The sequence below is a fragment of the Providencia sp. AGC89 genome (genome assembly GCF_053543535.1).
Genome location: NZ_JBIXLP010000074.1, coordinates 80089 through 103271, shown reverse-complemented (window position 1 = coordinate 103271; position 23183 = coordinate 80089). Strand labels below are relative to the sequence as shown.

Sequence of the window (23183 nt, the reverse complement as noted above, 5' to 3'; positions counted from 1 at the left end):
TCAGCTCACTTTACTCAGTTTTTGTGCGCGTTGTTCTAGCACTGGTAGCAGTGCTTGATGCAAATTGCGCAATACAGTTTCTGTTGTTTGCCAATTAATGCAAGCATCTGTCACAGAGACGCCGTATTTCATCATATCACGTGCTTGTTCAGACGTTTGATTACCTTCATTAATATGGCTTTCTAACATAATACCTGTAATTGACTCATTACCATTAACAATTTGTTCAATAATTGAATCAACAACCTGTGGCTGACGGCGGTAGTCTTTATTCGAGTTGCCATGGCTACAATCCACCATTAACGATGGTGCTAAGCCCGCTTTTTTCATTTCAACTTCACAAGCTGCAATATCTTCAGCTTCATAGTTAGGCTTTTTACCGCCACGTAATATAACATGGCCATTACTATTACCTTTTGTGTGTAATAAACACACTTGACCAGATTGGTTAATCCCCATAAAACGGTGAGGCATAGCAGCAGCTTTTAATGCATTGATTGCCGTAGATAAACTACCATCAGTTCCGTTTTTGAAGCCAACAGGCATAGATAAACCAGATGCCATTTCACGGTGAGTCTGAGATTCTGTTGTTCTAGCACCAATTGCAGACCAGCTAAATAAATCCCCTAAGTATTGTGGATTATTAGGGTCTAATGCTTCAGTTGCTAATGGCAGCCCCATATTGACTAAGCTGGTTAATAAATCACGAGCAATATGTAACCCCTTTTCCATTTCAAAAGAACCGTCCATGAATGGGTCACTAATTAAACCTTTCCAGCCTACTGTAGTACGAGGTTTTTCAAAGTACACGCGCATCACAATATATAAGCTATCACTTAATTCTTCGGCTAATTTTTTCAGGCGCTCACCATATTCAATAGCGGCATCCACATCATGGATTGAGCAAGGACCACATACCACGAGTAAGCGAGGGTCACGTTGGTGAATGATGTCGGCAATCACTTGGCGCGATGTCGCAATGGCATGCAGGCTGCTGTGACTCAGCGGATATTTCTGTTTCAGACTCTCAGGAGTAATTAATACCTGCTCATCTTGAATATTCACATTGTTGAGTACATCTTTTTGCATGATCATTTTTTACCTACTTATTAGCTTATATTTGTTTATTGTGATTAAGTGCGTGTTAATAACATACCATGCATCGTAAACAATTCAATCCATTTATGTAAAATATTTCCACTTTCGTATAAAATTATTTACACCAATATAAAATATTGAATAAATTGAATTTTTACATTAATTTAACATTTCAATACTTTAATAAATCAAATAAAAACAAACAATGTGTAATTATTTATTTACATATAGGGTAAATTATCAGCTATATTCTAAATAGTTCGAGGTGTAGCAAGGCGGCAAAGGAATGAGGCGCTAGGAGCATACACAAGTATGTGACTAGTGCGAATGAGTGCTGCCAACACAACTACAACTTGAGATAAACTCTCTCAGCTATATTCTAAATAGTTCGAGGTGTAGCAAGGCGGCAAAGGAATGAGGCGCTAGGAGCATACACAAGTATGTGACTAGTGCGAATAAGTGCTGCCAACACAGCTAGGACTTAAGATAAACTCTCTCAGCTATATTCTAAATAGTTCGAGGTGTAGCAAGGCGGCAAAGGAATGAGGCGCTAGGAGCATACACAAGTATGTGACTAGTGCGAATAAGTGCTGCCAACACAGCTAGGACTTAAGATAAACTCTCTCAGCTATATTCTAAATAGTTCGAGGTGTAGCAAGGCGGCAAAGGAATGAGGCGCTAGGAGCATACACAAGTATGTGACTAGTGCGAATAAGTGCTGCCAACACAGCTAGGACTTAAGATAAACTCTCTCAGCTATATTCTAAATAGTTCGAGGTGTAGCAAGGCGGCAAAGGAATGAGGCGCTAGGAGCATACACAAGTATGTGACTAGTGCGAATGAGTGCTGCCAACACAGCTACAACTTGAAATATGACGAATATAGTGACAAATATAAAAAGGCCCGCATCTGCGGGCCTCTCTCATAACATAACTTTCGGATGTAGCGAAAGCGTATTACTTGGCGTTCAGACGCTCTTTGATACGAGCTGCCTTACCAGAACGCTCACGCAGGTAGTACAGTTTAGATCTGCGAACAGCACCACGACGTTTAACAGCAATGCTATCTACGACTGGAGAGTGAGTTTGGAATACACGCTCAACACCTTCGCCGTTAGAAATTTTACGAACAGTGAATGCAGAGTGCAGACCGCGGTTACGAATAGCGATAACCACGCCCTCGAATGCCTGCAGACGTTTTTTAGAGCCTTCAACGACCCATACCTTAACTTCCACGGTGTCACCCTGACGGAACGAAGGTACGTCCTGCTTCATTTGCTCGTCTTCAAGTTGTTTAATAATATTGCTCATAATAACTCTCTTACCCTAGGTAAACTGATATGTTTAGACAATTAATTGTCTGGATTCATTTGTTGCTCGGACTGATATTCATTTTGGAATTCAGTCAGCAACATCCTCTGCTCGTCAGTCAGAGCTAGGCTTTCCAGAAGCTCAGGTCTTCTAAGCCAGGTACGACCAAGTGATTGTTTCATGCGCCAACTATCTATTTTGGCATGATTCCCTGAAAGCAGTACCTCAGGAACTTGCATGCCATCTAACACTTCAGGGCGGGTATAATGTGGACAATCTAACAAGCCATCAGCAAAAGAATCTTCTTGTGCAGAAGCTTGATGACCAAGTACCCCCGGAATAAACCGCGAGACTGAGTCTATCAACACCATAGCAGGGAGTTCCCCACCACTGAGAACGTAATCACCAATTGACCATTCTTCGTCAACTTCGGTTTGAATAATACGCTCATCAATACCTTCATAGCGACCACAAACAAGAATTAGCTTCTCATTGGTTGCTAGTTCGCAAACGCCGTCTTGACTTAATTTGCGCCCTTGAGGTGAAAGATAAATAACCTTTGCACCAACACCGGCCTCAGTTCTTGCTGTGTTGATTGCATCCTTTAAAGGTTGAACCATCATCAGCATACCTGGACCACCTCCATAGGGGCGATCATCGACTGTTTTATGCCTATCATGGGTAAAATCCCTAGGATTCCAGCACTCAACAGTCAGCAGGCCATTTTTCACTGCCCGACCAGTTACCCCGTACTCGGTTATTGCGCGGAACATTTCGGGAAACAGGCTAATTACACCAATCCACATAATTTAGTCCCACTTATCAAAACCGTTCAACCGGAGATTTAAAAACCAGGATCCCAATCCACTTCAATAAGTTTGGCATCGAGATCGACTTTCTTGATAACCTGCCCATCAAGAAACGGAACTAACCGCTCCTTGATGCCAAATGCATCTTTTAAATTCGCCTTAATAACTAGTACATCATTTGAACCAGTTTCCATCATGTCAGTAACAATACCAAGGCCATACCCTTGTAACGTAACAACTTGGCAACCCATAAGGTCTTTCCAGTAGTATTCGTTTTCTAACTCAGGAAGTTGGGTTGAATTCACCGCAATTTCAAAGTTAGTCAAGAGTGCTGCTGCGTCGCGGTCATCGACCCCACCCAGCTTAACAATGATATCCTTGTTATGATGTTTCCAATCTTCAATTTCAATGTGTTGCCATTGACCTGAACGTTGGATAAACCAAGGCTGATAATCAAAAATACTTTCAGCATGTTCGGTGGACGAAAAAACTTTGAGCCAACCGCGAATACCGTATGCTGCACCTAATTTGCCCAATACAATTGGGTTTTCAGGTGGCAGTAACTTAGTTTGCTTGCTCATTGTTACCACCGTGACAGATTAAGCTACTTTCTTAGCTTGTTTGACCAGTTGTGCAACACGGTCAGAAATAGTTGCGCCTAAGCCAACCCAATGCTCAACACGGTCCAGATCTAAACGCAGTTCTTCTGCTTGACCTGCTGCGATCGGGTTGAAGAAACCGATACGCTCAATGAAACGACCGTCACGCGCATTGCGGCTATCGGTTACAACGATTTGGTAGAACGGACGTTTTTTAGCGCCGCCACGAGATAAACGAATTGTTACCATAACATCCTCATTAGTTAACAAAACAACCAGACTCCATCGAGGGATAGAGTCCGGCTGTCATATAAAAAGCCCGAAAAGTTTACTCACTTTGACGCAAAAATCAATCAAAAGTACGTTTTGTTTGAGGCTTTATTGTTTAACGCCCCGGAAAACCCGGAGGCATCATACCCTTCATACCGCGCATCATCTTGGCTAAGCCGCCTTTTTTCATTTTCTTCATCATGCGCTGCATATCATCAAATTGTTTTAAGAGGCGGTTCACCTCTTGTACTGTTGTACCAGAACCTGCTGCGATACGACGTTTACGTGAACCTTTAATAATTTCCGGTTTCTCACGCTCTTTACGCGTCATAGAATTAATCATCGCTTCCATTCGAACAGTGATTTTATCATCCATTTGCGATTTGACGGCATCAGGTAATTGGGACATCCCCGGCATTTTACTCATCATACTCGCCATGCCGCCCATATTACGCATTTGCTTTAATTGGCTCAGGAAGTCATTTAAATCAAAGCTATCACCCGTTTTTAGCTTTTTCGCTAATTTTTCAGCTTCATCACGGTCAACTTTATGTTCGATCTCTTCAATCAGAGAAATCACATCCCCCATACCAAGGATACGGGAAGCGACACGCTCAGGGTGAAAAGGCTCTAAGGCATCAGTTTTTTCACCAACCCCTAAGAATTTAATTGGCTTGCCTGTGATAGCACGGATTGACAGTGCCGCACCGCCTCGAGCATCCCCATCAACTTTGGTTAATACAACCCCTGTCAGTGGTAATGCTTCATTAAACGCTTTTGCAGTATTTGCCGCATCTTGACCTGTCATTGCATCAACGACAAATAAGGTTTCAACGGGTTTGATAATGCGGTGAACTTCTTGGATTTCCTCCATCATCGCTTCATCAACGTGTAAACGACCGGCGGTATCCACTAACAACACATCATAGAATTGTAACTGTGCATGTTTTAATGCTTTTTGTACGATGGCTGCGGGTTTTTCCTGTGCATCGGAAGGGAAAAAATCAACCCCAACAGATTGAGCTAATGTTTCTAGCTGTTTGATCGCCGCAGGGCGATAAACGTCAGCTGAGACCACCAGTACCTTTTTCTTTTGTTTTTCTTTTAAATGCTTACCAAGCTTGGCAACACTGGTCGTTTTACCCGCACCTTGCAAGCCGGCCATTAAGACTACCGCAGGCGGTTGCGCAGATAAATTAAGCTGATGGTTTTCATCCCCCATCGACCTAGTCAGTTCATTTTGAACAATTTTAATAAATTCTTGGCCAGGTGTTAGGCTTTTATTAACATCTTGACCAACAGCACTTTCTTTGACTTTTTGAATAAATTCACGGACAACTGGCAAAGCAACGTCTGCTTCCAGTAAGGCCATGCGAACTTCGCGTAATGTGTCTTTAATATTGTCATCAGTAAGGCGTCCCCGCCCACTGATATTGCGCAACGTGCGCGATAGTCTGTCAGTTAAATTATCAAACATATGTCTTAGCTCAATTCTGTTGATGGGCCGATGCTCAGCCTGATCTGGTTGCTAATACAGCTAATTTCAAGTGTATTGGTTATAACGACTTGAATTATAAGTATCAATCCTTTCATAATCATGAAAGAAAAACCAACGCTAAAATAATTCGGGCAAAATAATTATGCTATTGTAACATGCCCATTGTTTTTTCGCTGCCCCCTGTTTGAAACTGATGATACAGGTTATTATGGTTCTAATTTATGGTGATAAATCAAATCAGTTGGCGCATGAAGTGCTATCAACAACGAATATGCTGTGATTAGCCCGTCCAATGGTTGGAGCCTACACCCGTACAAGTTATACTATGTAATAACTTTCCACTAACCAAGAACAACGACACTATACTATGCCCGTATTTGCAGTCATAGCAGTTTGTACATACATGGTCAGTCTGCTACTGATCGTCCCCGGTCAAGTGCGTAAGCAGCCATTCTATCGTCGCCTAGCGATTTTGCTTGCTGTTATTGCGTTAGTGACTCATGCAATAACACTGAAATTACTTATTTTCAGTGAGGCCGAGGGGCAAAATCTCACACTGTTGAATCTAGGTTCTGCGGTTAGCTTGCTTATGTGTGTGATTATGACCGTTGTGGCTTATTGGGGAAAAGCCTGGTACTTAACTCCGATTGTATATAGTTTTGCTATCATTAATTTAATGTTATCCACCATCATGCCCGGTGAGTTTATTACTCATCTAGAAGCGAGCGTCCCTCTATTCGTTCATATCGGCTTAGCTTTATTGAGCTATGCAACGTTGCTCATTGCAGCGTTATATGCTCTCCAAGTGGCGTTGATTGACCACCAATTAAAAAATAAAACCTTAAAATTTAGCCCAGATATGCCACCCATGATGGTTGTAGAACGCAAGATGTTTCATATCACTCAGGTTGGTGTGATTTTGCTTACATTAACCTTATGCACAGGCTTTATTTATATGGATAATATTTTTGGTAAAGAAAATATCCATAAATCAGTATTATCTGTTATTGCTTGGTTTGTTTATATTACTTTGCTTTGGGGGCATTTCCATGGTGGATGGCGGGGTAAACGCGTGTTGTTTTTCCACGTTGGGGGCTCCATTATCTTAACAATGGCTTTTTTTGGTAACCGCCTTATACAGGAATTTATAATATTTTGACAACTAAACCACCATTAGCCTCATATAAGGAACCTTGTTTTGGATGATGTGTCTACCAGTACGCTAATCATCATATTGATTGTTTTAATTTTTATGTCGGCCTATTTCTCTGCTTCCGAAACAGCGATGATGACATTAAACCGCTATCGTTTAAAACATTTAGCAAAACATGGCAATAGCTCTGCGATCCGCGTCGAAAAATTACTCAAGCACCCCGATAAACTCTTAAGTTTAGTGCTTATTGGCAATAATTTGATCAATATTGTCGCCTCTGCATTAGCGACGATTATCGGCATGCGTTTATACGGTAATGCCGGTGTAGCAATGGCGACGGGGATTCTAACATTTGTGATCCTTATATTTGCCGAGGTTATGCCTAAAACACTCGCTGCGCTGTATCCAGAAAAAATTGCGTTTCCTAGCAGCTACCTTTTAAAGCCACTACAAGTCATTATGATGCCGATTGTGTTGGCATTTAATACCATTTCAGCCTTGTTGTTACGTTGTATAGGTATACGGTCGCTAACTGCCCGTACGGATGCCGTCAACAAGGAAGAATTGCGGACCATTGTTAACGAATCAAAGCATAAAATTAGCCGTCGCAACCAAGACATGCTGATTTCAATATTGGATTTAGACAAAGTCACCGTTGGCGATATTATGTTGCCAAGAAATGAAATTGTGGGCATTGACGTAAATGATGACTGGAAATCAATTATTCGACAGCTAACGCATTCACCTCATGGACGTATAGTGCTTTATCGTGATTCCCTTGATGATTCCATTGGTATTTTGCGTGTTCGAGAAGCCTATCGTTTGATGATGGAAAAACGCGAGTTCAACAAGCAAAATCTGATTAAAGCAGCTGATAATATCTATTTCATCCCGAATAGTACGCCACTTAATATTCAACTTGTTAATTTTCAGCATAACAAAGAAAAGCTAGGCATCATTGTTGACGAATATGGTGAAATTCAAGGTCTTATTACTGTCGAAGATATCTTAGAAGAAATTGTAGGGGACTTTACAACATCTATGTCGCCATCACTAGCTGAAGAGGTTTTGCCACAAAGCGACGGTAGCGTACTTGTAGACGGTTCTGCCAATATCCGTGAGCTAAATAAGGCATTCGATTGGAATCTCCCTATTGATGGCCCTAGGACGGTTAATGGCATGGTATTAGAGGTGATAGGTGATATCCCTCAACCTGAAGAGCAAATCGTGGTAGGCCATTACCTTATCGAGGTATTAGTCATGAGCGAAAATATTGTTAAGCAAGTCAGGATAACCCCTCTGGCATTTAGCTCCCAAATCCCAGACCTTTAATTTAAACTGCCACTCTTAGCTCACAACCTAAAAAGAGCCAGATATTGGCTCTTTTGTTTTATATATAGATCAACTAAAAAATAGATAACTAGACGTGCAGTTGCTCTAGTTTGTCTGCTGGTAACGCTAATTCATCATTTTTATTGATACCAATCTCGGAAGCGAGAACATTACGTGCAATTTGTTGCGCTTCTTCTAATGAATGCATTTTATATGTACCACACTGATATACATTCAATTCAGGAATTTTGTTTTGATCTTCAACCTTCAAAACATCTTCCATTGCCGCTTTCCACGCATTAGCAACACGCTGCTCCTCTGGTTGGCCGATTAAGCTCATATAAAAACCTGTACGGCAGCCCATTGGAGAGATATCAATAATTTCTACACCATCACTGTTGAGATGATCACGCATAAAGCCTGCAAATAAGTGCTCTAAAGTATGCGTTCCTTTCTCTGTCATGGCTTCTTCATTTGGCACGGTAAAACGTAAATCAAACACTGTGATAGTATCATCATTCGGTGTTTTCATGGTTTTTGCCACACGTACAGCAGGCGCTGACATGCGAGTATGATCGACAGTAAAGCTATCTAATAATGGCATTTTGTGACCTCCTCAAAAATATAAAAATTATTTCTAAAAATAAATGAAACTATTTTGAAAATGCAGAGTCTGAAATATTGAAAGACGCGCAATTTGTTATCATCCCTAATTCTCTAAGAGATTTTTATTTGGCCACCTAGTGTGGCCATTTCTTTTAGCGTCCTGCATGGATGCGCAGATAGTCTTCAAAGCTTTCAGTTTCACTTTGCTCCATCTTTGCTTGCTTCTCAATTGAAGCTAACCGTGCTTGTTCAAATTGCTCTTCAGTAATCACTTCATAAGGTTCATTAACTAACTGTTCAAAATACTTCTCAGCTAATTCTAGCCCATAACCACCAATGCCTTTTTCCAACATCTCATCCATAACGAGCGCTGAGTATGTCAGTGTTGGATCTTCAAACATGGCAACAAACTGGTGGCAAGCTTCTTGATACCTTTCATCACAGCAAGTATCAAGCACTTCAGCAACCCGAATTAAATCATTAAATAATTGCTGACCAACCTCAACTAATGGTTTGACTTCACTACCACAACCAAAACCAATCACTTGTCCAGGTTTACGCCCTTCAAGGATCACCCTGTTCCAATTTTGGCGACAGCAATCAAGCTCTTGAGCATTCATTTCAGGTGCATCTGCAAGCACACACCATATTAAGAATAGATCAACAAACCGAGCTTGTGTTTCATTTACCCCAATTGCACTGAACGGGTTGATATCCAGTGAACGAACTTCAATATACTCAATACCACCACGCATTAGAGCATCTGAAGGTGATTCATTACCTTTAGGTACACGTTTCGGCCGTATAGGGGCATACAGCTCATTCTCTATCTGTAATACATTCGTATTTAACTGAACATATTCGCCATCTTTTTTTACTCCTAGCTTTTCAAACTCAGCGGAAGGTTTATGAATGGCTTTTTTCAAGTTTTCTATATATTCATCCAGTTTATTGAACGTAATATTTAGATCACTTTGCGACTTATTTGTATAGCCTAGGTCACTCATGCGCAGTGATGTCGCATAAGGTAAGTAATAGGTGCCACAATCTGTTTTATCAAATGATAACGCTGTGTCTCTATCCTTTAAGAAAGAGCCACAAATGGCTGGAGATGCGCCGAATAGATACGGAATAACCCAACCGAAGCGGTAATAATTTCTGATCAGACGTAAATAGCCCTCTGAAATTTTTTCTTTACCGCTTTCTTCATCTTTTACACCAGCCCAAGCCTGCCAAAATTCAATTGGCAAAGAAAAGTTATAATGCACCCCTGCTATCGTTTGCATTAGCGCACCATAACGATTTTTTAAGCCCTCTCGATACAGGGTTTTAAAACGCCCGACATTAGAAGAACCATATTGAGCAAGAGTGATTCTATCTTCACTTTCAATAAAGCACGGCATACTGAGCGGCCACATTCTTTCATTTTTAAGTTGGCGCGCAGTATAACGATGTAAATCCCGAAGAAAGGCCAAATTATGGCTGATGCTTTTATCTACAGGAGTAATAAATTCGAGTAAGGACTCCGCAAAATCTGTCGTGATCCATTTATGTGTTAAAGCTTTTCCCAGCCCTTCTGGATGCAATGTTTCTGCTATCGCACCTGTTGGGGACACACGCAATGTTTCGCGCTCAATACCACGTTGAATTCCATTTAGTGCTTCTGGGTGCGCCTCTAACCATGAGAGCGCTTTTGATACGTCCGGGATCAAATCGACCTCCCGCCTGTGATGTTAATTTATTTTATTGAGGCAATTACTTTAGCTTAAATCACATAAATTGTCGCTGTCTAGATGTGTGGTTTATCGAGGATTACATACAAAGATATTAGGTGAATGGCATTTTTTCTAATTTTAGGCAAAAAAAAACTCCTCAAAGTGAGGAGTTTCTAATGATGGTGCATCCGGGAGGATTCGAACCTCCGACCGCTCGGTTCGTAGCCGAGTACTCTATCCAGCTGAGCTACGGATGCAAAATTCTTTCGATAATAAATCGATGTTCCAATAACTTTTTATGAATTAGATTAAAATGTATTATTGATATGCTAAATTTAGCAACTAAGAGATGGTGCATCCGGGAGGATTCGAACCTCCGACCGCTCGGTTCGTAGCCGAGTACTCTATCCAGCTGAGCTACGGATGCATGTTTAGTGCAAGACTGATTTTTATCTCAAAATTTTTATCAACTACTAAAAACTAACTTCTAAGTTACTGCATGTTTTGGTTTCCAATATTCTAGAACCAAAACAAAACCCCATCAGATACTCTTATAGGGTTAAATATGGTGCATCCGGGAGGATTCGAACCTCCGACCGCTCGGTTCGTAGCCGAGTACTCTATCCAGCTGAGCTACGGATGCATATCTAAAATGGCGGTGAGGGAGGGATTCGAACCCTCGATGCAGCTTTTGACCGCATACTCCCTTAGCAGGGGAGCGCCTTCAGCCTCTCGGCCACCTCACCATATTTTAGTTACACACGATTTGTTTTTTCAAACATCTCGTTGCTGTGTGGCGCACATATTACTTTCCTAGACTTAGAAGTCAAACAATTTTTCCAAACTTTTTGCATTCCGTAGTCTGTTTGCACATTTCACAAGCAAGATGATTAGTTTAGCACCGAAAAAGATCTTTTTCAGCCCTTATCTCACTAAGTTTATAAACAAAAAGCAGGAAAAAAAATGATGATAGCACTCAACAAAAAGTATATTTTTTAGCCAAATGAAAAATAAACATGCAATAAAAAAATAAATCGAGCACGATGAAAATTAATGCTCAGCAAAATACAGTCGCTAAACACTAAAAAACTGCATATTAGATTAACAAAAGGGAATAATAGAATAGGAAAGACAAGCGTCCATTCTTGCTGTGTGGTCAATCATTGGACGCTTCTTTTTTATTATTGATTATCTGGTTGAGTTTTTTCAGCCTGGATCCGTTGATAAATTTCTTCACGGTGAACAGAAACTTCTTTTGGGGCGTTAACACCAATACGAACTTGGTTGCCTTTGACACCCAATACAGTAACTGTTACCTCATCGCCTATCATGAGTGTTTCACCAACTCGACGAGTCAGAATAAGCATTCTTTGCTCCTTGAAATATTAAAAGAGTCGGGTCTTTAGGTATCCCCCGCTATTGTCCATCACACACCGTGAAAACGTAAAGCAATGATATTCACCTAAAGCATTGATGCCATCAATGCAAGCATTCTAATTATTTACAAGCAAAATATAACACTACAAGCGATACATTAACAATGCCGCAACAGCTTAAAGTTGCCTCATATTTTAATGAGGCAACTTTGTCGACGCTTATAGCCGTGATTCAACCCATTCTTCGACACTTGCCATCGCAGCAGGTAATGCATTCACGTCAGTACCCCCTGCCTGTGCCATGTCTGGTCGCCCACCACCTTTACCGCCAACCTGCCCTGCAATAAAGGAAATCAAGTCACCTGCTTTAACTTTAGCAGTTAAATCATTAGTCACCCCAACGATCATACTGACTTTATCACCACTTGTTGTTGAAAGCACGATAATCGCAGATTTCAGCTGGTTCTTGAGATCATCTACCATAGTTCTCAGTAGCTTAGGATCAGTATTGCTCAGTTGAGTTACTAACAACTTGATGCCTTTCACATCTTTCGCTTTACTACCTATTGAAGCACTTTCTTGCGATGCTTGCTGATCTTTTAGTTGCAAAATTTCTTTCTCGAGCTGACGAGATTTGTCTAATGCAGCTTTAACTTTTTCCACAAGACTATTGGAGTCACCTTTTAATAGGTGAGCAATTGCTGAAAGTTGCTCGGATTGATTGTGAATATTTTCAATCGCCATCGCCCCCGTTGTTGCTTCGATACGACGAACGCCAGCAGCAGTGCCTGATTCGCTAAGAATACGGAATAAACCAATATCCCCAGTTCGACTAGCATGTGTACCACCGCATAATTCAATAGAAAAATCACCCATACTCAAAACGCGTACACGTTCTTCATATTTTTCACCGAATAATGCCATAGCGCCTTTCGCTTTAGCTCCCTCTAAATCCATCAACTCAGTTTCAATTTCTGAGTTTTTTCGGATTTGAGCATTCACAATATCTTCTACCTGACGTAGCTCTTCCTGTGTCATCGCTTCAAAATGGGAGAAATCAAAACGGAGATATTTATCGTTAACCAATGAGCCTTTTTGTGACACATGCTCACCCAATACCTGACGTAATGCAGCATGAAGTAAATGTGTCGCTGAGTGATTTAAGCGGATAGCATCACGCCTCGCGCTATTAATCAAAGCAGTAATACGATGGTTAACAACTAATGTACCTGACTCTACTTTACCTATGTGACCAATCGCTTGGCCGTATTTTTGAGTGTCTGTTACATTAAAGCTTGCACTGTCACTATTTAAATAACCAGTGTCACCCACTTGCCCACCGGACTCTGCATAGAATGCAGTTTTATCTAGGATAACCAACCCTTCTTCACCCTCTTTAAGGGTATCAACAGGTTGACCATCTTTATACAAAGCCGTGATTGTTGCTTGTTGCTCATCGTATTGATAACCAGAGAATTCGCTACGCTTATCAACTTTGATTAATGAGTTATAATCTGCGCCAAAACCGCTCGATTCTCTAGCACGACGACGTTGGTCTTCCATCGCATGCTCAAAACCTTGCTCATCGACTTTAATATTGCGTTCACGGCAAACGTCCGCCGTTAAATCGATAGGGAAGCCATAGGTATCATATAAACGGAATGCAGCCTCACCATCAAGTGTATCGCCTTTTAGGGAAGCAAGTTCTTCGTCTAATAATTGCAAGCCGCGTTCTAAAGTACGAGCAAATTGTTCTTCTTCAGTTTTAAGAACTTTTTCTACCATTGCTTGCTGACGTGCAAGCTCATCCGCAGCAGAGCCCATCACGTTAATTAGTGGAGCAACTAATTTGTAGAAGAAGGTATCCTTTGCACCAAGCATGTAACCGTGACGCACTGCTCGGCGAATAATACGCCGTAAAACATAGCCACGCCCTTCATTTGATGGAATGACACCATCACTAACAAGGAATGCACAAGAACGAATGTGGTCAGCAATAACACGCAATGATTTATTTTCCAAATCAGTTGCCCCTGTTGCTTTCGCAGCAGCAGCAATGAGTTCGCGGAAAATATCAATCTCATAGTTAGAATTTACGTGTTGAAGTACCGCAGAAATGCGTTCTAAACCCATCCCTGTGTCGACTGAAGGTTTTGGCAGTGGCTCCATAGTACCGTCTGATTGACGGTTAAATTGCATGAAGACAAGGTTCCAGATTTCAATATAACGGTCACCATCTTCTTCAGGGCTCCCCGGAGGACCACCCCAAATATGCTCACCATGGTCATAGAAAATCTCTGTACATGGACCACAAGGGCCTGTATCACCCATTTGCCAGAAGTTATCTGACGCATATGGTGCACCTTTATTGTCACCAATACGAATAATACGCTCAGCTGGAACACCAATTTCTTTGTTCCAGATATCATACGCTTCATCATCTGTCGCGTAGACAGTTACCCACAGCCTTTCTTTTGGTAAATTAAACCACTCTTCGCTAGTTAATAGTTCCCAAGCAAAGCGGATAGCATCATGCTTAAAGTAATCACCGAAGCTGAAGTTACCTAGCATTTCAAAAAATGTATGGTGACGAGCGGTATAACCCACATTTTCTAAGTCGTTATGTTTACCACCTGCTCGAACGCAACGTTGCGCAGTTGTCGCTCGGGAATATGCTCTCTTATCCAGGCCAAGAAATACATCTTTGAACTGGTTCATCCCTGCGTTTGTGAACAGTAGTGTAGGGTCATTATTTGGCACTAGCGAACTGCTGGTGACCACTTGATGACCTTTCGTATGAAAAAAGTCGAGAAACGCTTGACGGATCTCAGCGGTGCTTTTACTCATATTTATCCCGATATCAAGCTGGAAACAGAATTACGAATTGTTGAGATGGTATGTAACATCACCTCTAATCAACTCTCCGATTAAAAAGTGACTGATAAGATAAAGTCTCTTTATGCAGAAGTAAAATATAGATACATCCATTAGCAGCTTTCATTGTAAAGCGTCTAGATATTTTCTGAAAGCATGTTTATACCCCGCGCTGGGGTATTTTTCCACAGAAAAACTGTTCGATAAACTATTAATGTAATAGGCCAAAATAAAAATGGCGCCCCCTTATGAAAGGTGCGCCACTAATTTAGATGATAATCAAATAGTTACACTTGAATTAAATTTCTTCTGGTGTTTCTTCTTCATCAGAACCACTGACGAAATCTTCCGCAGCGCTACTAAATTCACCAGTATGATTTAATAACATTTCGCGTAGTTTCGTATCAATTTCCTGTGCTATTTCAGGATGCTCTTTTAAATAAGTTGTTGAGTTAGCTTTACCTTGACCGATTTTGTCCCCGTTATAGCTATACCAAGCACCCGCTTTTTCAATTAATTTATGTTTTACACCTAAGTCAATAAGCTCACCGAAGGTGTTAATCCCTTCACCATAAAGAATTTGGAATTCAGCTTGTTTAAATGGTGCTGCGACTTTATTTTTCACAACTTTAACACGGGTTTCGCTACCTACAATTTCTTCACCGTTTTTCACCGCACCGATACGGCGAATATCTAAACGGACAGATGCGTAGAATTTCAATGCGTTACCACCTGTAGTGGTTTCCGGATTACCAAACATAACACCAATCTTCATACGAATTTGGTTGATAAAGATCAGTAAGGTATTTGACGTTTTTAAATTCCCCGCCAATTTACGCATTGCTTGGCTCATCATACGGGCTGCTAGACCCATATGAGAATCACCAATCTCGCCTTCAATTTCAGCTTTAGGTGTTAACGCAGCAACAGAGTCAACGATAATAACATCAACCGCCCCTGAGCGTGTTAATGCATCACAAATTTCAAGAGCTTGTTCACCTGTATCGGGTTGTGAACATAATAAGTTATCAATATCTACGCCTAATTTTTTCGCATAGATAGGGTCTAAGGCGTGCTCTGCATCGATAAATGCGCAAGTTTTACCACTGCGTTGTGCCGCAGCAATAACCTGTAAAGTTAATGTTGTTTTACCCGAAGCTTCAGGACCGTAGATTTCAACAATACGACCTAATGGCAAGCCACCAGCGCCTAATGCAACATCAAGGGATAAGGAGCCTGTTGAAATCGTTTCAACATCCATAGAGCGGTCTTCACCAAGACGCATAATGGAGCCTTTACCAAATTGTTTTTCAATTTGGCCTAATGCTGCTGCAAGTGCTTTTTGTTTGTTTTCATCAATAGCCATGATTACTCCCTAAGTGCAATGGCTTGACCACTGCGAATAAAACGATTGAATTGGGTTTGTTAAAATTAATTATACTGTATAATCATACAGTATCAAGAAAATTTTTCATTTAACAACTTTAAAAGTGTTTCTAGGACATAACCTGTTGATTGTAAACGAACTTGGTTTCTATCCCCTTGGAATACACAGTGCTGTGTTGTTACGGTTATGGTTTTATCAGCCTGTTTTTTAGCAAAACCAAACCAGACTGTCCCAACAGGCTTTTCTTTACTACCGCCGTCGGGGCCCGCAATTCCACTGATTGAAACAGCAAAATCGGCCCTCGCTTCCCGCAATGCCCCTAAAGCCATTTCTGCGACAACTTGTTGGCTTACTGCGCCATATTGTTGTAAAGACTCCTCTTTAACACCAATCATTTGGTGTTTGGCTTCATTGCTATAAGTGACGAAGCCACGCTGGAAGTAAGCTGAGCTCCCTGCGATATCGGTCAATACCTTAGCAACCCAGCCACCAGTACAAGATTCAGCAGCGGTGACTGTTTTACCTTGTTCTGTTAGTTTCTGACCAATTTGAATACTCAATATTTCGAGTTGCTTCTCATCTATCATGATGCTACCTACCTTTACTTCATTTTTTTACGAGCGCGATCCCAAACCCACAAACCCGCAATAGCTATCGCAAATACAGCACCAAAGCCAATCCCTGCATTCACTACTGACAAACCAGCTTTAATTGCCAAAGAGTACAAGCCTAACATAATTAGCATTGCACTGTTTTCGCCTAAGTTTTGCACAGCAATGGCATTCCCTGCTCCAACAGTCTCTTTCCCCTTTTCTTGAAGTAATGCATTAAGTGGAACCACAAATAAGCCACCAAATACCCCAAGTATTATCAGAATAAAATATGCTGGAATAATATTAGTTTGCAATGAGAGTAAAACCACCATGATACCGATGATAACCCCAGCAGGAATACAACGATAAACCGTTTTTAAGGTAATAAATTTAGCAGCAAGCCCCGCTCCAACGACAATCCCTATAGCAACCATCGCATTGAGGATTGTTGGGGTTGTGTTGTCTTGTAAGCCTAAAGCGACAGGTACCCATGCCACTAATAAAAAACGTAAGGTGACACCCGCCCCCCAAAATAAACTGGTCCCCACAAGTGAGAAGCGACTTTCTTGGTTAGACCATAGAATACGGCAAGCACCGAAAAAATCAGTCACTAATAGTTTAATATTCCAGCCTTTGCCTGGCCGTGCAGCCACTAGCGGTGGGATAAAGAAATTGGCAATAACAGCTAATGCATACAATACAGCACAAGTTCCGAGCGCTAATATAAGGTTAATATCGGAAAGCACCCCACCGACCACTGAGCCCACTAGAATAGCCGCGATTGTCGATGCTTCCATAACTCCATTTGCTTTAACAAGGTTATCTCCCCCTGTTAATTCCCCTAAAATACCGTATTTAGCAGGGGAATAAGATGCAGCGCCTACCCCCACTAGACCATAGCAAAGGAAAGGGTTTAACCCCAAACAAATACCAAGAGCCCCAATAAATTTAAAAATGTTAGAAAACAACATTACGCGCCCTTTTGAGAACCTATCGGCGATTTGCCCTACAAAAGGTGCCAGTACAATATAAGTAAATACAAACACCATTTGCAGAATAGGATGGCTCCACTCAGGGTAAAACTCTGCTTTAAGCTGTGCAAGTATTGCAAATAATAATGCATTATCAGCAAATGCAGAGAGGAATTGAGACGCCAATACGGCTTTCATTCCTCGGCTCATTAATGGCGCATTTTGCATGCTTTCTTGCATATTATTCATCCTTTAACGCCATCTGTTTTAGTGTAACAAAGTCCGTTTTACCACTTCCCAAAACTGGCAGTTCTTTTACTAAACGAATATCACGCGGGACAGCTAATTCAGTTAAGCCTTTGCTTTTCGCTGCCGCAGACAATGCGCTGCGGTCTAATTCTTTATCTGTCGTGAATAAAACAAGCGCCTCACCCTTACTACTATCAGGCTTAGTGACAACGCCATGATTCTCATTTGGTGAAATACCCGCGACCATTTGTTCAATACTTTCAAGAGAAACCATTTCCCCTGCAAGTTTTGCAAAACGCTTAACACGACCTTTAATAGTACAGAAGTTTTGATTGTCTAAAGTAACGATATCACCCGTGTCATACCAGCCATCTTCTAATTCACCTTGCTCATTTTCCGCTTTAGGCGTTTCTAAGACACCAGGGGCTTCAACACGTAAATACCCCTTCATGATATTTGGCCCTTTTAGCTGTAATTTCCCCCCCTGTTCAATACCTGGGATAGGGATAATCCTCGCCTCCATTTCGGGTAAAATTTGACCTACTGAACCTTCTTTAGCGGCCATTGGTACGTTAATTGAAACGATAGGAGCACATTCAGTCACCCCATACCCTTCAAGGATACGAATACCAAATTTATCAAACCAGATTTTTTTAGTTTTATCAGAGAGCTTTTCAGCGCCAGCAACGACATAGCGCAAACGTGCAAAATCATACTGATGCGCAAAACGCGCATAATTACCTAAAAATGTCGAAGTCCCAAAAAGCACTGTACAATTTTTGTCATAGACCAATTCCGGAATGACTCGATAGTGCAAAGGGCTTGGATAAAGAAACACTCGGCTTCCTGAAAATAGAGGAATGAACAAACCAACAGTTAGACCAAATGCATGGAATAATGGTAATGATGACATAAAACGGTCACGAGGAGTGAAGTCAGCAATGGTCTTAATTTGCTCAACATTCGCCATTAAGCTCCCGTGGCTATGAACCACCCCTTTCGGTGTTCCCTCTGACCCTGAAGTGAATAGCACGATCGCTTCATCTGTCGTTTTGCGCGGGATAACGGCTTTACGTGGATTAAATAAATGCTTAACAATCCAAAGTTTATCTTGCCATGTCACTGTATCTTTTAAATCTTCAAGGTAAATCCAGTTAGCTTCAGTAACTTGCTCGGGAATATGCGTTAAATGACCTTTTTCTAAAAATTGGCGAGAGGTAAATACGACAGTGGCTGCAGATGCTTTTAATGCATTACTGATCCCATGGCTTCCCGCAGTATAATTCAGCATCGCAGGGACTCGTCCCCTCATTAGGACCCCAAAAATAGCCGCAGCCGTAACTGTTGTATTTGGCAATAATAAGCCTACACGCTCATTTTCATGGGTATAACGTTCTATAATACGCCCGACTCCCAGAGCTTTTTTCAATAAGCTTTGGTAGGAGTCTTCTTTAAAAGCGATATCTTCAATACAGGGCGTATATCGACCAAACTTATGAACACTTTGAATAAACTCTTCGACCAATGTGACTTGGGGCAAACAAGCCATACGCGCAGATTTCATAATTTGGTACAAATGCTCTCCAGCTAAGGCTCGGCGCTCAACAGCTCGAGGGGCTTGAGGCATAGGAATGCTTTGTGCAGGCAAAATATGTAATGTGATTTTTGGGAACCATTTTAATGGAATAATGCCTTTTAACCGACCAAAGTGACTGCGCTCCGCACCTTCAATACGAATAGGAACAACTTTTGCCTCCGACTTTGCAGCAACAAATGCAGCCCCTTCATAGATTTTCATTAAAGAACCATGCACAGTAATACGCCCTTCTGGAAAAATGACGATTGGGCGCCCTTTTTCCACCTCTTTAACAAGGTGACGTATCCCTAAAGGGTTAGCAGGGTCAAGAGGAACAATATCCGCATAAGGTTTAAGACGCTTCACCATTTTTGGTGTCGCAAATGATGAATACACAGCAAATACAGGTTTTACAGGTAAAAAAAGTGCAATCAAAACACCATCAAGGAAAGAAACATGATTGGGTGTAATCAAGCATTTATCTTGATTAAATTCTTTTGCATCACCGGTAACTTGGACGCGAAATAAAAATTTAAGTATTGCCTTGATGATGTTTGCCAACATAATGAATCCCTATATTATGATTATGTTTTATATGCAAATAAGTGAAGTATTTCCGTTATCATACCTATCTTACTTAGCTCTGCTCTTTCTACTAAGCGGTATATTCCGAAAACGTACTTTACTGATACCTAATTAGTTTAAGTCAAATCATTAAGTTGCGCGATAATATCATCAATGGATTGTGTGGCATCAATAACATGGTGTGCCGTCGCACGGTAGATAGGTTCTCTTTGCTGCATAACTTCTTCAATTTCTTCAACTAATGATTTGCCTGTTAAGCTTGGCCGCTGGTCAGCTTGTGGCTCTGCGGCTAGGCGTTTAGCTAAAACGTCAGGCTTAGCATTTAAATAAATCACTGTCCCGTTATCACGCATGATCTTCTGGTTTTCCTCAGCAAGAACCAGCCCGCCCCCTGTTGAAACAATCGTTTTATCTTGAAGAATTGATTTTAACGTTTCCGTTTCTAATTGACGAAAATATTCCCATCCGTACTGTTCAACAATTTCTGCTATCGTTTTACCCGCTCTTTCGAGTATCAATTTATCTGTATCAACAAACTGGTAGCCTTTAGATTCAGCCAATTTTTTACCAATTGTCGTTTTACCCGAACCTCTTGGACCGATAATGTAAAACATTAATTTCCACCCCATCATCATGAATACTAAGCAAAACTGGTTATGTATCTGCTTATGAAAGTTGCCTAATGCGGCAAATAATAAAAAATAAAGCCACACAAGTGTGGCCTATTAATCTATTTTAGTCTTTATGGGCGATTTAAAAAATCGCCATAACCAACCCATTTATAGGTTGTTAAGGCATCTAGCCCCATAGGGCCTCGAGAATGTAATTTCTGAGTGCTAACCGCAACCTCTGCCCCTAAACCAAATTGTCCACCATCTGTGAAGCGAGTACTCGCATTCACATAAACAGCCGCCGAATCGACACACTGTACAAAATAATCTGCTTGGCGGATAGACTCGGTCAAAATAGCATCAGAATGCGCAGTACCATATTGGCGAATATGGTTAATAGCGGCGTCAATGTCATCAACAATCTCTACGTTGAGGTCTAAGGATAACCATTCATCAACCAAATTTTCAGGTTTTACATCAACAACTGTTGCTGGGCCTTGTTCCAATAATGGCATTGCTTTTTCACTAGCGTGCAGTGTGACTTGCTGTTCAGCCATTTTCTCACTTAAAAATGGTAAGAAATTACCCGCAATATCTTTATGAACTAGCAAAGTTTCCAGTGAGTTACAAGCACTTGGGCGCTGTACTTTTGCATTGATGATTACGTTAATCGCTTTATTAAAATCAACTGACTCATCGACAAAGGTGTGGCAAACACCTATACCGCCGGTGATCACAGGGATCGTTGATTGCTCACGACATAATTTATGTAACCCCGCACCACCACGAGGGATCAGCATATCAATATAACGATCTAATTTTAATAATTGAGAAACTAATTCACGATCAGGGTTATTGATAGCTTGTACAGATTCTTCTGGCAACCCACTATTTTTGAGTGCTTTTTGGATAACACTCACCACAGCAAGGTTCGTATTATGGGTTTCTTTACCACCACGTAGAATGACTGCATTACCGGTTTTTAAACATAACGAAGCCACATCGACAGTGACGTTTGGACGCGCTTCGTAAATCACCCCGACAACACCTAGAGGTACGCGTCGGCGCTGTAAGTTTAAACCGCTATCAAGCTGGCTACCATCAATGATTTGCCCAACAGGGTCAGCAAGCTGACAAACCTTTCTGACATCATCAGCAATGCTTTTCAAGCGTTCTGGAGTCAGCAATAGACGGTCTTGTAAGGCTTCTGCCATACCACTGGCTTTTGCCTGTTCCATATCCTGCTGGTTAGCAGATAATATCACCGCGCTTTCTTTTTCTAGTAATTCAGCAATTTGCAATAGTGCCGAGTTTTTTTGTTTGGTGCTTAGCTGAGCTAATTGCCATGACGCTGCTCGTGCAGCCTTACCCATTGTTTCTAACATAATTAACTCACTATCATATCGTCACGATGAACAGCGACTGAGCCGTGTTCATAGCCAAGTATTCTGCCAATTTCTTGTGAATGATGACCTGCTATCATCCTTAGTGCATCACTATTATAGTGACTAACACCGTGTGCAAGGTCTTTCCCCGCCATATTTAGAATGCGGATCACGGCGCCTCGGGAAAAATCACCTTCAATCTTTTTAATTCCTTTTGGTAACAATGAGCTACCTTTTTCTATAATTGCTAATTGTGCACCATCATCAATATACACATCACCCGCAGCTGGCGCCCCGAAAATCCAACGTTTACGATTTTCCATGGGGTTTTTCTGCCCATAAAAACGAGTCCCCACTGGAATATTTTCAATCACAGCGCTAATGACATCAGGTTTATTACCTGCTGCGATAATAACATCTATCCCTGCGCGGCCAGCAACATCAGCCGCTTGTAGCTTAGTTGCCATGCCCCCTGTACCTAAACCGCTGACACTTCCCCCTGCCATTTGACGAAGCTCGTCGTTGACACCATAGACTTCAGGAATTAATTTCGCATTTGGGTTGCTACGGGGGTCTGCATCATATAGACCTTCTATATCAGTCAGTAGCAACAGTTTATCAGCATCACCAAGAATAGCGGCTAATGCGGATAAATTATCGTTATCACCGACTTTTATTTCTGCTGTCGCAACGGCATCGTTCTCATTAATAACGGGAATAATGCCATTATTCAGTAATGCTTGTAAGGTATCTCGAGCATTTAGAAAACGCTCACGGTCTTCTAAATCTGCACGTGTTAACAGCATTTGCCCTATGTGGATCCCGTAAATGGAGAACAACCTTTCCCACAACTGAATAAGACGACTTTGGCCGACTGCCGCAAGCAACTGTTTAGATGCTATAGTAGCCGGCAATTCGGGGTAATTTAAGTGTTCGCGACCCGCGGCAATTGCCCCTGATGTCACAATGATAATACGGTGCCCTTTTTCATATTGCTGCGCACACTGCCTGACTAACTCAACAATATGAGCTTGATTCAAACGGCGCGAGCCCCCTGTTAGCACACTGGTTCCTAGCTTAACAACCAGCGTCTGGCTATTTTTCATCATTTTTCTGCCATTAGGATTAAGAAAACAAAAAAGTAGATACCATTTTTATCAGGAGAAGCGCGTTATGCCAACAGGCA

General features: G+C 41.4%; 19 protein-coding genes and 4 tRNA genes. 2 read left to right on the top strand and 21 right to left on the bottom strand.

Translation table 11 applies throughout. The features are described from left to right. The 6 genes from ACIPUA_RS17095 to ffh all read right to left on the bottom strand — a co-directional run bounded on the left by ACIPUA_RS17095 (position 1) and on the right by ffh (position 5563). A complete protein-coding gene (locus ACIPUA_RS17095; RefSeq protein WP_042848677.1) occupies positions 1 to 1095 on the bottom strand; it encodes a 3-deoxy-7-phosphoheptulonate synthase in 1095 nt (364 codons plus the stop codon). Between the two features lie 959 nt (positions 1096 to 2054). Further along, complete coding sequence (gene rplS / locus ACIPUA_RS17090; RefSeq protein WP_042848679.1) at positions 2055 to 2408, bottom strand: 50S ribosomal protein L19; 354 nt, start codon at positions 2406 to 2408, stop codon at positions 2055 to 2057. Positions 2409 to 2449: 41 nt separating this feature from the next. Continuing rightward, the gene (gene trmD / locus ACIPUA_RS17085) at positions 2450 to 3214 is read right to left on the bottom strand and encodes a tRNA (guanosine(37)-N1)-methyltransferase TrmD (protein ID WP_042848680.1); all 765 of its coding nucleotides are present in this window, start codon (positions 3212 to 3214) and stop codon (positions 2450 to 2452) included. A gap of 38 nt (positions 3215 to 3252) precedes the next feature. Beyond that, positions 3253 to 3798 carry a ribosome maturation factor RimM gene (gene rimM / locus ACIPUA_RS17080; protein ID WP_042848681.1) on the bottom strand — a complete coding sequence of 182 codons (546 nt, stop codon included), beginning with the start codon at positions 3796 to 3798 and terminating at the stop codon, positions 3253 to 3255. Positions 3799 to 3816: 18 nt separating this feature from the next. Then, on the bottom strand, positions 3817 to 4065 hold the full coding sequence (gene rpsP / locus ACIPUA_RS17075; protein ID WP_042848682.1) for a 30S ribosomal protein S16: 249 nt from the start codon (positions 4063 to 4065) through the stop codon (positions 3817 to 3819). 136 nt (positions 4066 to 4201) lie between these two features. Then, entirely contained in the window at positions 4202 to 5563 is a 1362-nt protein-coding gene (gene ffh, locus ACIPUA_RS17070; protein ID WP_042848683.1) for a signal recognition particle protein, read from the bottom strand. A gap of 388 nt (positions 5564 to 5951) precedes the next feature. Here ffh and ACIPUA_RS17065 point away from each other — a divergent pair, with 388 nt between their 5' ends. Together ACIPUA_RS17065 and ACIPUA_RS17060 are read left to right on the top strand one after the other, a co-directional pair. Next, a complete protein-coding gene (locus ACIPUA_RS17065) occupies positions 5952 to 6743 on the top strand; it encodes a cytochrome C assembly family protein (protein ID WP_042848684.1) in 792 nt (263 codons plus the stop codon). 39 nt (positions 6744 to 6782) lie between these two features. Continuing rightward, complete coding sequence (locus tag ACIPUA_RS17060) at positions 6783 to 8069, top strand: CNNM domain-containing protein (RefSeq protein WP_042848685.1); 1287 nt, start codon at positions 6783 to 6785, stop codon at positions 8067 to 8069. Between the two features lie 88 nt (positions 8070 to 8157). On the opposite strand, the gene luxS is transcribed toward ACIPUA_RS17060, so the two are convergent. The 15 genes from luxS to proB all read right to left on the bottom strand — a co-directional run bounded on the left by luxS (position 8158) and on the right by proB (position 23103). Beyond that, entirely contained in the window at positions 8158 to 8673 is a 516-nt protein-coding gene (gene luxS, locus ACIPUA_RS17055) for an S-ribosylhomocysteine lyase (protein WP_042848686.1), read from the bottom strand. Between the two features lie 154 nt (positions 8674 to 8827). Next, positions 8828 to 10387: a glutamate--cysteine ligase gene (gshA, locus tag ACIPUA_RS17050; RefSeq protein ID WP_042848687.1), complete on the bottom strand. Its 1560-nt coding sequence runs from the start codon at positions 10385 to 10387 to the stop codon at positions 8828 to 8830. Positions 10388 to 10570: 183 nt separating this feature from the next. After that, positions 10571 to 10647 (bottom strand) — tRNA-Arg (locus tag ACIPUA_RS17045). A gap of 93 nt (positions 10648 to 10740) precedes the next feature. Next, positions 10741 to 10817 (bottom strand) — tRNA-Arg (locus tag ACIPUA_RS17040). A 139-nt stretch (positions 10818 to 10956) separates the two neighbouring features. Beyond that, a tRNA-Arg gene (locus tag ACIPUA_RS17035) sits at positions 10957 to 11033 on the bottom strand. A gap of 10 nt (positions 11034 to 11043) precedes the next feature. Further along, positions 11044 to 11136, bottom strand: a tRNA-Ser gene (locus ACIPUA_RS17030). 435 nt (positions 11137 to 11571) lie between these two features. Beyond that, positions 11572 to 11757, bottom strand: a complete 186-nt coding sequence (gene csrA, locus ACIPUA_RS17025; protein WP_004264815.1) for a carbon storage regulator CsrA — start codon at positions 11755 to 11757, stop codon at positions 11572 to 11574. 228 nt (positions 11758 to 11985) lie between these two features. Further along, entirely contained in the window at positions 11986 to 14613 is a 2628-nt protein-coding gene (gene alaS, locus ACIPUA_RS17020) for an alanine--tRNA ligase (protein WP_042848688.1), read from the bottom strand. Positions 14614 to 14938: 325 nt separating this feature from the next. After that, on the bottom strand, positions 14939 to 16006 hold the full coding sequence (gene recA, locus ACIPUA_RS17015) for a recombinase RecA (RefSeq protein ID WP_048608224.1): 1068 nt from the start codon (positions 16004 to 16006) through the stop codon (positions 14939 to 14941). A gap of 92 nt (positions 16007 to 16098) precedes the next feature. Next, positions 16099 to 16614, bottom strand: coding sequence for a nicotinamide-nucleotide amidase (pncC, locus tag ACIPUA_RS17010; protein ID WP_181469122.1), 516 nt, complete (start codon positions 16612 to 16614; stop codon positions 16099 to 16101). 14 nt (positions 16615 to 16628) lie between these two features. Next, the gene (gene lplT, locus ACIPUA_RS17005; RefSeq protein WP_042848691.1) at positions 16629 to 17831 is read right to left on the bottom strand and encodes a lysophospholipid transporter LplT; all 1203 of its coding nucleotides are present in this window, start codon (positions 17829 to 17831) and stop codon (positions 16629 to 16631) included. 1 nt (position 17832) lies between these two features. Then, positions 17833 to 19980, bottom strand: coding sequence for a bifunctional acyl-ACP--phospholipid O-acyltransferase/long-chain-fatty-acid--ACP ligase (gene aas / locus ACIPUA_RS17000; RefSeq protein ID WP_449059891.1), 2148 nt, complete (start codon positions 19978 to 19980; stop codon positions 17833 to 17835). A 137-nt stretch (positions 19981 to 20117) separates the two neighbouring features. After that, on the bottom strand, positions 20118 to 20615 hold the full coding sequence (gene aroL, locus ACIPUA_RS16995) for a shikimate kinase AroL (RefSeq protein WP_042848746.1): 498 nt from the start codon (positions 20613 to 20615) through the stop codon (positions 20118 to 20120). A gap of 128 nt (positions 20616 to 20743) precedes the next feature. Continuing rightward, a complete protein-coding gene (gene proA / locus ACIPUA_RS16990) occupies positions 20744 to 21997 on the bottom strand; it encodes a glutamate-5-semialdehyde dehydrogenase (protein WP_042848694.1) in 1254 nt (417 codons plus the stop codon). A gap of 2 nt (positions 21998 to 21999) precedes the next feature. Beyond that, on the bottom strand, positions 22000 to 23103 hold the full coding sequence (proB, locus tag ACIPUA_RS16985; protein WP_042848747.1) for a glutamate 5-kinase: 1104 nt from the start codon (positions 23101 to 23103) through the stop codon (positions 22000 to 22002). Between the last annotated feature and the right edge of the window lie 80 nt (positions 23104 to 23183).